At 63.9% G+C, this 13,148-nt stretch carries 7 protein-coding genes; all 7 read right to left on the bottom strand.

All coding sequences use genetic code 11. The features are described 5' to 3' along the window. Window positions 1–34: 34 nt before the first annotated feature. A complete protein-coding gene (locus tag H7F38_RS23310) occupies window positions 35–1,546 on the bottom strand; it encodes an O-antigen ligase (RefSeq protein ID WP_187091985.1) in 1,512 nt (503 codons plus the stop codon). Further along, on the bottom strand, window positions 1,539–3,800 hold the full coding sequence (locus tag H7F38_RS23315; RefSeq protein WP_187091986.1) for a glycosyltransferase: 2,262 nt from the start codon (window positions 3,798–3,800) through the stop codon (window positions 1,539–1,541). The genes H7F38_RS23310 and H7F38_RS23315 overlap by 8 nt, the downstream gene beginning before the upstream one ends. Continuing rightward, window positions 3,709–5,322, bottom strand: coding sequence for a lipopolysaccharide biosynthesis protein (locus tag H7F38_RS23320; RefSeq protein ID WP_187091987.1), 1,614 nt, complete (start codon window positions 5,320–5,322; stop codon window positions 3,709–3,711). The genes H7F38_RS23315 and H7F38_RS23320 overlap by 92 nt, the downstream gene beginning before the upstream one ends. 115 nt (window positions 5,323–5,437) lie before the next feature. Further along, on the bottom strand, window positions 5,438–5,614 hold the full coding sequence (locus H7F38_RS23325) for a hypothetical protein (RefSeq protein WP_187091988.1): 177 nt from the start codon (window positions 5,612–5,614) through the stop codon (window positions 5,438–5,440). Between the two features lie 176 nt (window positions 5,615–5,790). Beyond that, the gene (locus H7F38_RS23330; protein ID WP_255498146.1) at window positions 5,791–10,461 is read right to left on the bottom strand and encodes a PKD domain-containing protein; all 4,671 of its coding nucleotides are present in this window, start codon (window positions 10,459–10,461) and stop codon (window positions 5,791–5,793) included. A gap of 853 nt (window positions 10,462–11,314) precedes the next feature. Continuing rightward, on the bottom strand, window positions 11,315–11,497 hold the full coding sequence (locus H7F38_RS23335) for a hypothetical protein (protein ID WP_187091990.1): 183 nt from the start codon (window positions 11,495–11,497) through the stop codon (window positions 11,315–11,317). Beyond that, window positions 11,484–12,704: a DUF1972 domain-containing protein gene (locus H7F38_RS23340; protein WP_222618757.1), complete on the bottom strand. Its 1,221-nt coding sequence runs from the start codon at window positions 12,702–12,704 to the stop codon at window positions 11,484–11,486. Before H7F38_RS23340 ends, H7F38_RS23335 begins: the two co-directional genes overlap by 14 nt. Between the last annotated feature and the right edge of the window lie 444 nt (window positions 12,705–13,148).

Below are 13,148 nucleotides of genomic sequence, written 5' to 3' on the forward strand. Positions count from 1 at the left end.
TCACCTCACGCCCCAAGCACTTATCGACCGACGGTCATTTTCCATGGGTACTCACGAACGGCCGGAACGGCAACGTGGTCGACTCGTCGGTCACAGGATCCGCTGCTACCGGCTCGGCTTCAGCACCGCGGTGCGTGGAGGCGAGCGCTGCTCCGAGGCAGAACAGGCCCAATGACGAACAGGACGGCCAAGAAAACCAGTCGAAGATCAGGGAGTTGGCGACGACCACCACGACAGCGCCACGCCAAAGCCAGTTCCGACCGAAGAAGGATTCCACGCACAGAGCGCTGAACGTGACCAGGGCGACCAATCCACCCTGCGAGAGCATCAGCACGAACTGGTTGTCCACGACGTTGAAACCATCCGTCTGTAGCAGACCTGCGTTGAACAGACGCTGGGTGGAGCCATAACCGTTGCCGATGACTGCCGCGGCGAGCGACTGACCGCCCAGCAATTGACCGAAAGCGCCATAGGCGGCGATCCGGTGGGTGTAGGAGCCCGACGCCGCAAAATTCGTGATCGCTTCCGAGCTGAACAGGCCCGCCAAGGCTGCGATCACGACTACGCCGAGAAAAAGCAGCGAGACTGCGACCAACCTGGGCGCCGACAGCTTTCGCACGCCGAAGAACAGCAGGAGCCCGACGGCGAGGATCAGACTGTTCCGGCTGCCGGAGAACACCAGACCGACAAGTAGCAGCATGATGATCAGGACCTTGGGCAGCCAGGTCAGCGGTAGCACTCTCAGCACCAGGACAAGGCCGACGGCCAATAGGAATCCGAGCGGCAGAGGGTGACCGAGCGAAGCCTGTGAGCGCTCGATCGCAGACCCCAGAATGGCGTTCGTCAGAGGTGCCACGTTGCCGAGGGAGTCCAAGGCAGCGGGGGCCCACAGATGGGTCGGGAAGACGAAGGGCTCCGCTATCGCCATGACGCTCTGAGCGGCAGCCAGCGCAACGATGGCCCCACAGACCCGATTCAGTCCAGCGGGCAACATTCGGCGGGCCAGGAAGAAGCAACTCACCCCGGGAACCACGGATCGACACAGAAGCAGGAGCACTCCACCTCTTGAATCGAACGCGACAGTAGCTGCGAGGAGACCGAAACTCATCACCATGAGCGGCAGACGCCCGTTCCCCCCAGCGGCGCCGCTCCCGATCAAGCCCGTCAGCGCGATCACCGCGGTGATCAGGATGAAGATCAACAGCTCCCGCGACACGATCCCGGACAGCCGGGTGATCGGGAACGCAACGAAGATGGTCAACTCGACGACGATGGCCAATTCGATCCTGGTTTGGCCCTTCAACCGCGGACTGATGACGACCAGGATGCCGGCGGCCAGCGCCATTCCGGACAGACACAGTCCGACGTCGTCGACGTTGGTACCCAGGAATGTGGTCAGGGAACTGGCGAACTTGGCCCCCAGTGCCGTCCCGGCGGCCGTGAAATAGACGATGCCACCGAGGGCGATGAGAATCCAGTTGCGCCCGAGCCTGCGCGGTACCGCCGAGTCCTCGACGTTGGCACCCTCAGCCTGCCTTTCAGCCATGGTGCGCTCCGCTCCAGACGACGGTCCCGACCCTGCCGGAAGAGTCGGTGGAGGGCTCTCTGTGGATTCTGCTGAGTCTCCGCCGTCCGGACACATCGACCCTCGCGTACTCGGAGTAGACCAACCCGATGGCCCCGATCAACATCCCGCCTCCCCTTGCCGCAGTCCGCGCCCCCCGAGCCTGAAGACTGTCCGACCGGCCGATCAGGCCGATGAGATAGCGGGCCGATCCACCGGTGAGACGGACGCCGCCCTCGGCGAGCAGCGACAGCCGCGTCCTGGACCGTTCACGGACGGACCGGCCGAGGAATAGTGAGACCCTGCTCCAAGAATTCCCACTTCGTAGTGCTCGTTGGAGAACCCAGTGCCGGGTGAGCCTGTGTGCTGGAACGATATCGATGACCACGGCCTCGTCGCACCAGATCAGGCGACCTCCGCGTTCGGTGATCTGACGGGTGAACAGGGTGTCTGAACCTCCCGCGAGTCCGAACTTCTCGTTGAAGCTCAAACCCCAGGCCCTGACGACCGCCAGACTCAGCAGGAGATTGTTGGTGGCAGCCACCTCCACCGGTGTTCCGGTGACCAACCTCCGCCGACGGAAGAACTGACCTGCCTCTACCCAGGGCTCCATGGCCGATTCGAACTCGGACACCACCGGACCGACCACACCGACGCCGCCGAACCGCTCGTGAGTTGCGAGCATCTCACCCAGCCATCCGTGAACGGGTCGCTCGTCGTCGTCGATGAAGATCAAGGCGTCTGCATCGCCGGACTCGGCCAACGCCCGATTCCTCGCCGCAGCGATTCCAGGTTGCCGCTCATGCGTGTATCGCACCCGGTCTGCGTGGAAGGCGTCTACGGTCGACGCACCGCTTCCGTCCGGATCGTTGTCCACCACCAGAATCCCGACCGTGCAGTCGGCGGGATGTTCCTGTTCCAGCAACTCGACCAGCAGCGCGGCGAGGCTGTCCAGTCGCCGGTAGGTCAGCACCGCAATCAACACCCTGCGATCGTTCGACTTCGTGACCATGTTTTCCTCCCGCTCCCCCACTGCTGACTCCGATCGTCGTGAGGCTGTCAACACGTCCTCGAGGAACGACCCGAAGCGTGGCGCTACGGCCTCCACGGAGAACAGCTCATTCGCCCTGTTCTCCGCAGATCTTCCCAGATCAGCGCGACGATCAACCGACTCCAAGGAAAGAAGGGCACTGCTCAGGGATCCGGCATCACCAGGTGGTACCAGAACGCCGGCCGATCCGATGGCCCACCGGACGGGCGGGGTGTCCGATGCCACGACCGCTCGTCCGGCAATCATCGCGTCCACCAGTTTGGCCGGCAACTGAGCACGTGCCCACCCGCCGGCGTGGCTGGGAATCGCGATGATGTCGGCGGCCGCCACCAGCGCAAGTCCGTCTGGCAGGCTTGTCGTCCCCAGCCATGACTCCCAGGGCTTGGCATCGGACGGGGGATCCGCCGTCACCTCGAGCCGAAACCCGCGGGGTGCCAGTTCTTCCACGGCGGCCCGGAGGATCTCGATACCCTTGTGACCGCGGGGGGATCCGACGAACCGCACCGTCGGAGGCCCGTCGGTCATGCCGGCCGTCTTGAGCATCCGCGGCCTGACATGCGGGACCACCGTGCCGGGGTACCACTGTCCCAGCGTCGGATTGCTGATGATCGTCGGCACCGTCCGGGCCAGACGGCGTAGCCGCAACAAGTCCCGGTACCGGCTCTTCAGCGCCCATCTCGCCATGCGCTCGTACCACGCAAGCCAACTCGTACGGACCTCGAGATCCGGGTCGTCCACATCGAGTACGAGTAGGCGTTGCTCCTCGGAGCAGATGGTGAGACCGATCCCGAAACTTGTCGGCAGCGGCTTGACCGCAATCACCAGATCGGCCCACCGCACGTGCTCACGGACCAATTCGAGGCGTGCCTTCGCGTCAGAGGACTCCGGGACGCGACAGTCGACGGCGAACTCTCCGACGGCGAGCGGCGCCCACAGCATGTTGCCCTTGATGCCGACCACCCGGGTCTGGATGCCCAGTTCATTGGCCAGCAGCCACAAGCAGAACGTGCGTCCCAAGGAGTTGTTCTCGAAATTCGGCGTGATCAGGGTCAGTCGGCCGACCGTCGCACCGTGGTCAGACAATGCAGAACCCTCAGCGTGCATGGCGTGATCCCGCGGAGACGACCGCTGCCCGGCTCCTGCTGAAACGGGAAGGCAGCATAATGACGATACGCCGCCCGACACGGCGGGCGGCGACCCTGTGCACCGTCAACAGTACGACGGCGAAGATCACGACGAATACGGCGGCGCCGATCGCCAGCACCATCCAGGTCGCGATCGGCAATCTCGAGACGGCGAAGTAGCCCGCAGCGGCCCACAGGCTTGGATGGACCGACGGGAGCAGGGCGTGGAGCTGACCGCTGATGGAGACACCCGTCAGCCGCCGCTGAATGATCAGCAGCATGGGCGTGACGACCACCCCCGATACCGCATAACCGACGGCGACGCCGAACACCCCGAACTGCAGGCCGATGACGATCCCGGCCACCTGGATGGCCGTCGAGACGAGTTCGAATCGTAGGTTCATGGACGCATTGCCGGTGGCCTTCATGAGCGCCGGCGTGATGTAGTAGATGGTCTCCCTCGCGCCGGCCAGCGCCAGCACGGATAGCAGCGGGGCGGTCGGGTCCCAGAACGGGCCCAGAACGGTCGTGACGAGTTGCGGCGCCGCACAGGCCAGCAGAGTCATGGTCGGTACTGCCGCCATGGCCACCATCTCGGTCGACTTCACCAGGTTCTCGGCCAGCAGGTCGCGTCGATGGGCGATCTTCGCGAACACGGGGAACATCACCCTGTTCACGGTCTGCCCGACCATCTGGATGGGTATCACCAATACGCGGTAGGCCATGCTGTAGAACGACAACGCCGTGATGCCCAGAAAGCGGCCGACGAGGATGTTGTCGGTGTTCCGCGCGAAGTAGGCGACCCCGTTGGTCAGGAACACCCGAAATCCGAAGGGCAGCACCTCACGGAGGGCACCGACGGCGACGTTCGGCGCGGGACCGCGGCTGGCCCTCCACAGCAGCACCGCGATCACCAGGTCGGTGATCAACGTCTGGAAGATGACGGCGTGGTAGTCGGCACCGAGGAGCGCAGACAGCACTCCGGCGATGGTCCCGCAGGCCGCCCCCCCGACGTCGGCGACCGCGATGCTGCGGAAGTTCAGGCTCCGGGAGAGCATCGAGCGGGGGGTGATCGCAAGTGCCTTGAGCACAAGGCCGATACCGAGGACCCTCAGGACGCTCTCGAGCGCGGGTGTCGAGAAGAAGTGCCCGAGATCGGGCGCGACGATCCAGGTCACACCAGCCAGAACGACAGAGATGAGCACGTTGAAGGTGGCGACCGCGCCAGGGGCCTCAGGGGCGAGATCCTTGCGTTGGATCAAGGCAGACGCCATGCCCTGATCGAGCACCAGGGTCGTCAGCGTGACGTAGATCGTCGCGGCGCTGATCACACCGTAAGAGCTGGGTCCCAGTATTCGTGCGAGCACCAAAGCGCACACCATCTGGAGGCCCTGTCGGCCGACCACTGCTCCCAGACTCCAGGACACCGCATTCGAAGCCTTGCGGCCGGAGAACGACTCATCCAGTTCGGTTGCGTGGCCGCTCTGGACCGCCACCATGATGTCTCCAGCAGGTGTCGCCCGGCCCGCTCCAGGGGATTCCGAGGCGGTCGAGTTGATGTTCGATGCGCGGTGCCTGCTCAACGGTCTCCCTTCATCAGCACGCCCACTGCCTCCGAGATGCCGTCGCGCATTCACCCGGCGCAGGCCTGGCCAAGGCCAGTTCCGCGTCCGCGACGGCACTGCTTCACATCTCCTGTCACCAAGCGAGGACCTTCTCGAATGCGACTGCGATCTGCTCGGCGTCACGCGGTGCGACCATTTGCGCCGAACGATATCCCGCAGCGGCCAGCCGGATGAAACCCTCCGGTCGGAAAGCGCTCTTGAGCAGTGCTGCCGTCCTGCGCAATGAGACCGACGCATCGTGGGTCTTCAACCCGCCCACCCCAGTGGTCCGCCCATCGGGAGGGTCACCGTCGGGGCGCCATCCCTGCTCGACGAACCCTCCGCGCGTTCCCGCATCACCCGACCCGAACCGTAGAGTTCGGCACCCAGGTGCGCCACCAGGACGGATCGTCCCGGCTGCGCACCCCAGGTGTTTCGATTCCGAACTCACGCGCCTGCCGGTCGGGCGTTGAGCGAACCGATGGAGACCGTCACAGGAGCGTTCGTCGAGCTGCTGGACACGTAGGTCGTGAACCCGACCGCGCCGGCGGCCTGCAGACCGGCGAACCCATCGGAGGAGCTGAGCTGCCACGCTGCCGGCTCGGCGGTACCGGCCGCCCACACCTTCAGCTTCAGGGTGGTGGTGCCCGTCCCGACAACGTCGAACCGGACGTTGAAGACCTGGTTCGCAGCGAACGTCCCGGTCAACAAGACCTCGGTGGCAAGTGTGACGTCCGTGCTCGAACCCTTGAGCGAGGTCAGCGCGATACCCACCTTGCCGCCGCCGGCGAACCGCACACGTGCGCGGTACTCGTTGTTGGTCGAGACCCGACGACCGACCACGTACACGTAGGTACCGCCACCCGTACCGACCTTGTCCGCCGCGACCGTGGCGGTCAGATCGGTGCTGGTCCTGGCGGTCGCTCCGAGATAGGTCCCTGCAGACGCACCCGCCGTGGGGGACACGATCTTGCCTACGGATCCGTTGACCGTGATGTTGGCAGCAGTTCCGACCGAGGTCCAGTTCCCACCGAGGTTGGCGGTTCCCCAGCCGGACGTCGAGGTGCGGCCGAAGGCATCCGTCACGAACGGTGCAGGCAGGCTGACCACGACACTCGCCGTCTTGGTGTTGGTAGCCCCAAGATTGTCGGTCACCGTGAGACCGACACTGTAGGTACCAGCCGCCGTGTAGTTATGAGTGATCGACGGTCCGGTCCCAGTGGTCGAATCTCCGAAGGTCCATGCATACGAAGCAATGGTGCCGTCCGGATCATTCGAACTGGTCCCGTCGAAAGTCGGGCTCAGACCGTTGAACGTGGAAGTGAACGCAGCGATCGGACTCTGGTTTGCTGCCGTCGTGACGGTGATCGTCGCGCTCTTGGTACCCGTGGCACCCTGGTTGTCGGTCACCGTCAACACCACGGTGTAGGTACCAGCCGCCGTGTACAGATGCGTCGGGCTCACCGCCGTACTGCTGGTCGAATCACCGAAATCCCAGCTGTACGAGGCGATCGTGCCGTCCGGATCAGCCGAAGCCGACCCGTTGAACGCAACACTCAAATTCGTCGCAGTCGACGTGAACGACGCAGTCGGAGCAACATTCGGCGGTGTCGTGACGGTGATCGTTACGCTCTTGGTACCCGTGGCACCCTGGTTGTCGGTCACCGTCAACACCACGGTGTAGGTACCAGCCGCCGTGTACAGATGCGTCGGGCTCACCGCCGTACTGCTGGTCGAATCACCGAAATCCCAGCTGTACGAGGCGATCGTGCCGTCCGGATCAGCCGAAGCCGACCCGTTGAACGCAACACTCAAATTCGTCGCAGTCGACGTGAACGACGCAGTCGGAGCAACATTCGGCGGTGTCGTGACGGTGATCGTTACGCTCTTGGTACCCGTGGCACCCTGGTTGTCGGTCACCGTCAACACCACGGTGTAGGTACCAGCCGCCGTGTACAGATGCGTCGGGCTCACCGCCGTACTGCTGGTCGAATCACCGAAATCCCAGCTGTACGAGGCGATCGTGCCGTCCGGATCAGCCGAAGCCGATCCGTTGAACGCAACACTCAAATTCGTCGCAGTCGACGTGAACGACGCAGTGGGAGCTTTGTTGGCCGCGGCCGAAGCGTTGTAGTGGGCCGAAACCTGAGCGGAGGTCAACTCCACCGAGTAGGCAGCCGCTTCGTCGATCGCACCGGCGAAGTAAGGGCTGTCGCCGCCCCAGTCGCTGTCGCCGCCGACTCTCCAGTAGCCAGCGTATCCCTGTGCCTGGGTCTGGACATTGGTGGCAACAAGAACGCTGTCAACGTACAACTTCATGCCGTCCGCACCCTGGGTCGCGACGACGTGGTGCCACTTGCTGTCGTTGTAACTGCCGGCGGTCTGGGCGAGGTTCAGTGTCCCGGTGTAGGTACCGAAGACCAGTTGCCCATTGTTGAGCATGTAGATGTGGCGGTCATAGTTGCCGCTGTTGCCCTTTTGCTGATCGCCGAAGCCGATGATTTTTCCGCCGTGCGTGGTGGACGTGTTGAACCACGCCTCTTCGCTGTAGACCGAAGGAGCATTCACCTGGTTCGTCGAGCTCAACGTGCCGTCGATACCGTTGAAAGTGACTGCCGTCCCCGTCGGTGCGCCGACATTACTTGCAGTACCGAAGGTCTCGCCACCGCTGTACACACCGGCATTGCTGTTGCCGGAAAGGTCGGTCGCGGACGTCCCAGAGGTCTCGTCCATCCGGTAAAAGACATCGGGCGATGAGTTGTAGACCGCCGCGCCATAGGGATCGGCGGGAGCGGTGGCCCCTGGCAGGGACCGCCCCGAGTCGACGAACTGCTGGCGAACCTGGGCCAGGCTAAGAGCGCTCGGGTAGATGGCGACCTCATCGATGGTGCCCGCCAGGTAGGGGTTGTCATTCCACGAACTGTCCCCCCCGACCCGCCAGTAACCCACGTAGGACTGACCGACCGTCGTGGACGTCGTACCGACACGCTTGCCGTCGACGTAGAAGGCCATCCCGGCGCTCGACATGGACCCGACCACCTGATGCCACTGTCCGTCGTTGAACGTCCCGGTCGTGCTGATGGTAACCAACGCGCCGGTGTAGACACCGAAGTAGAGATGTCCTGCTGCGTCCATGTAGATGTGGCGGTCGTAGCTGGAACTGTTGCCCGTCGTAGCGTTCCCGTATCCGAGGATCTTTCCGCCGGAGGTCGAGGTCGTCTGGAACCATGCAGCTTCGGTAAAGGTGTCGGGCGCCTGAACGGCAGAGCCGTTCACAGCGAACCCGGACGAACCGTCGAAAGCTGCAGCACTGGTGTCCTCCGGTTGCGATCCACCGCCCACCCTGGTGACGGCGCTGTTGAGGGTGAGGTCGTCGTAGGCGGCCCAGTCGTATCCCACAGTTCCGGAACTCTCACCCAATCTCCAGAAGTGGCTGGCCCCGGCCGAGATGACGTCGTTGGCAAAGGCACTGTTCGCACCAGCCGTTGCAATGGTGACGGTCTTCGTGCTTCCGACAGCCGAATTACCCGCAGGGTCATAGGCGTAGACCCGGTAGCTGTGCGTTGAGCCCGGAGCCAGGCCCGTATCGGTGAAACCGATGCTGGGCTGGTTCCAGAATGTCGAGTTCGCCGTGGTGGTGTAGATCGGGGTCGCAGTCTTTCCGTCCCGGACCACCTTGTAGGTGAGCGCGAGGTCATCACGGTCGTTGGTGGTCTGCCAAGCGACGCGCGCCGTCCCCGCGCTGAGAGAAACCACCGAGGTCACCAGGGTCGGTTGAGACGCTTCCGGTCCAACTTTGTTGGGTGTACCCACAGCGAACCTCACGAGACCCTGTTGGGCTACTCCGTTCACCGACGGAAACTCCCCACCTTCAATGATGTATTGACTGTTGCCCGTGATCGTCCAAGCGGCCTGTCCTTGACCTGTATAGGTACCCTGCACCAGGTTCGGAAACCAGTCGACGATGGACGGGCTGACGTTGCCGAACCAGTCGAAGTAGCCGTAGGGATCGTGTCCGATGGTGCCCGTCGCGTTTGTTGTGAAAGCCAACGAACGATGCGGTGTCCAAGGATTTGTCTGGGGAAAGCCGCCGATATTGCCGCAGTAGTGAGCGTGGCTGACGGTGTAGACAGTGTTGTTGGTGACGAAGTTGCCGTACGTGTCTCCGTGGCAGTCTTCGATCCACTGCACGTTGCCGTCCATGTCAGCTTGGAACGTGCCCTCAAGATTGCCGCCGGACCCGAAGACATACCCATTGCCGTAGATGTAGGTGCCATCGGTCGTCAGACCGAGAATGGACGCGTTCGCGCCGGCATCGCGCACCTTCTGGGTGGCGTTCCATGGGAGAACCCCTCCATTCACCGGGTCCACTGCAGCCATGCCGTAGTTGGGCAACCCGCCGACGTTCTGGAACTGACCGCCGATGATCAGCTTGGACTGGTCCGGCGCCATGACCATCGCGGCCACGTGGGAGTCCGCACCCGGGTTCCACGAGGTGAGGGCGCCGGTCGCGGCTGTGAAAGCAGCCACGTAGGCGCGCGGTGTTCCATTTGCGTTCTGAAACGATCCCCCGACGTACACCGTAGTGTTGGTGGCGACGATGGACTTCACCCTGGCGTCCACCGAGGCGGTGAACGTGCCGATGATCGCACCCGTGGACGCGTTGTATGCGGCTATCCGCTGGTGGGTCTGGCCGTTGGCGGAAGTGAAATCACCGCCGACGTAGACCCTCGTCCCGTCGGGCGAGGCGGCGACGACGTAACCTGGTGCGTTCAGATAGGGAACGATCGAGGTGACCAGATTGCCGGTCGAAAGCGTGTAGACGAGGATGTTGTTGCGCGCCACATTGTTCGAGCCTGCTGCTGAGCCCGCCGGGCGGGCGTTCGCGAATCCGCCGACTACCCAGACGGAACTGCCGACGATCGCCTGCGACCAGGCAACTCCGTCGATCTGAACGGTGGGAAGGGCGTCCGCCGTTGCCAGATTGCTGGTGCGCGGAGCGGTCGGACTCAGGCCCGAAGAGATCGCTGCCGCCGCAGTGGGGGCCGCTGCTGCTGGCACGGCGGCGACCACGGTCACCAGCAGACCGGCGGCAACCAGTGCGACAGTCGTCCCCATTGCCGACAACCTCCGCGCCAATCCGGATAACTTGCGCATCGAACTCTCCTGAGTCATTTGACAGCACCGACAAACTGGACGATTGGAGCAGAGGGCGAATAGCTGACGCTGACGTTGACGGGGTTCTCATGATCCGACGTCAGTGAATACACGTAGATCGCAGAGGATGACTTCCCCGCCGCGAGGGTCCCGCTGAACGAGGTTGCGGGTGGTCCGGTGAACTGTGAACTGGGCACTCCACTACGGTCTGTCACATTCACCACAACTTTGGAGACGTCGATCGGGGCCGTTGTACCGTTCTTGATGGAAATCGTCATCTTGACTGCCGGCCCCGAAACCTCCCCCGGTCCCTTCGCCTGCGCCGTCACCGATTGATAGGAGGCGATGGTTATGAGGACCTTGCCGGTGACCGCAGTCTTTCCGAGTGCAATCGGCGGGAGAGACGTCAGCGAGACGGATGGGACGGTCTCGTTGATGTTTCCGAGCGTCCGCTGGGCGATGGTGCTCGTCAGGAGCGGCGGAACGACAGACGGATTGGACGTCGTACTGGTGGCGGTGGTGGATGAGCCAGTGGCGCCTGTCGACCGAGGTCCCGAGGCCGCGGCGCTGTCCGAGGATGACGCAATCCCAGGGGCGGGGACCGATGCGGCATCTCCTGAATTCGGAGCTGGGGCGGCTATCGAAGCACCCGAGCCCACGGTAGCGCCGGTTGCCGACAGGGCGACCCCGGATGACGATGAGGCGGCGGCCGACGAGGGGGTCGAGTCGGACGTGCACCCGGCAACCAGAAGAGTCCCACCCAGGGCCAGGCACCACAGGGCGGCCGGCAGTCCGCCACGTTCTTTCGAGGTGGTCATCCGGCTCTCACACCCAATGCCTGCACGTCGCCGAACCAGGCCAAGAACCGGGCGTTCGCTGCCGCACCCGGGATGGTCTTCCGGGCGCCTACCAGTGCCGCGACGACGTGGCGGTCACCGAGACGATCGGTCCGGGCACCGCCTTCGACCACGGTGGTGACGCTGTCAACGCTGGACATCGGACTCCGCTCCGCGGGCCACGAGCGCATCCTGCCGAACGCTGGACACAGCCGAACGGCCGGACGCCGCGAGGCGCCGGCAGAGATCCTCGTACTTGTCGGTCACGTCGTCCCAGTCGTAGCGAGCGGCCTCGCGGCTTGCGGCGTGACCGCGCTCGATGACGGTCTCAACGTCGGATTCGGATTTGTCGATCAACAGCGCAAGGTCGTGGGGGCCGCTGAAATACCGGCCCGAGGATCCGAGGACCTCCCGGTTGAAGCCGACATCGAACGCCTGGGTGGCGGTCCCAGCCCCAATCGCCCGCAGGAGCGACGGATTGGTGCCGCCCACCGAATGGCCATGAAGATAGGTCCGTGCGCCGGAATACAACTGGTCGAGAAGTTCCTGGTCCCAGACACCGCCCAGGAAGCGCACACGTCCGTCCGCGGCATTGTGGATTCGTCTCGTGTAGTCGTCCGCATACGGTGCCGATCCGACCACGATCAGCGGTAGTGCCGCATTGCTGTGCACAAAACCCTTCACGATCTCTTCGACATGGTTCTCCGGCTCGAACCGGGCCACCACGAGGTGATATCCGTCTACGATGAGGTCCAATTCTGACAGTCGATCGGATTTGGACCCCACAACCGGAGCACCGTAGGCAATCAGGTCTGCTGCCGCAGCATAGGTATTGCGGTAGTACTCGGCGATCCCGACGGCATCGGCGATCAGCGCACCGGACCAGCGGACGCTCAGCTTCTCCGCCGCTCGGTAGTAGCGCTGCCCGGCCGTGCCCCACTTCGCCCGCTGCCACTCCAGCCCATCGACGTGCGTTGCGAAAGGAATGCCCCGGGCGCGCAGAACAGGAAGGAACGGAGCGTTCGCACAGTTGAAGACGACCGCAACATCCGTGCGGTGACGTGCGAGATGAGCCACCGAAAGCGCCGTGTGGCTCAGTGTTTCAAGGGACCGACGACGCATGGCAGGCAGTTGGACGAGAGACATCCCGCGGTAGTTCGCCAGGCTGTCCGTGTCTCCGCCGTGCTTGCGGCAGTACACCACCACCTCGTGGCCGCGATCGGCGAGTCGGGCCCCGACTTCTTCCACGCAGGTCTCGAAGCCGCCATAGTGCGCCGGAACCCCCCTGGTACCGACCAGGGCGATACTCAGCGACTCTGACTCTCGTTGGCCGGCCCCCCGCGTGAATCCGGGCTCGGCGCCTGAAATTGAATCCACTCTCAGATCACCGTGACGGGTCGACTGAGGTCGCCGAGCGGCTCGGCCGGCCCTTGCTTGACTTCGCGGGGCCCAGCGTCGGAGGTGCTTGGTGGTGACGCGGAGGCACCTGACGCGGTGGCGACCGCACGCTGACCGGAACGAGAAGCTGCTACCAGACCACTGACCAGGATGACCAGACCCAGAAGCGCCCAGCTCAGCGTTCCGAGGGGCATCCCGAGAATGGAAGGCGCACCCACGCCGGCCGACGACGAAGCGGCAGAATCGGTTGGATCCGTGGAAGCTGCAGCAGCTGTGCCGGCCGACACCAGAACAAGGGAGACGGCCGCGCTGACAACCGTGACCAGGTTGCACAAGAGCCCAGTGATTCCTGGACGACGAAACATCGGGTGAGCCCCCTTCGAGGCGGTACGCGGTCTTGCTGCACTCGTACCC

Origin of the sequence: Nakamurella sp. PAMC28650 (assembly GCF_014303395.1) — a bacterium.
In the GTDB taxonomy this organism is placed as follows: domain Bacteria; phylum Actinomycetota; class Actinomycetes; order Mycobacteriales; family Nakamurellaceae; genus Nakamurella.

Coding starts and splice junctions, on each gene's coding strand:
- H7F38_RS23310 (WP_187091985.1), bottom strand. CDS start 1,546: ATGGCTGAAAGGCAGGCTGAGGGTGCCAACGTCGAGGACTCGGCGGTA.
- H7F38_RS23330 (WP_255498146.1), bottom strand. CDS start 10,461: ATGGGGACGACTGTCGCACTGGTTGCCGCCGGTCTGCTGGTGACCGTG.
- H7F38_RS23335 (WP_187091990.1), bottom strand. CDS start 11,497: ATGTCCAGCGTTGACAGCGTCACCACCGTGGTCGAAGGCGGTGCCCGG.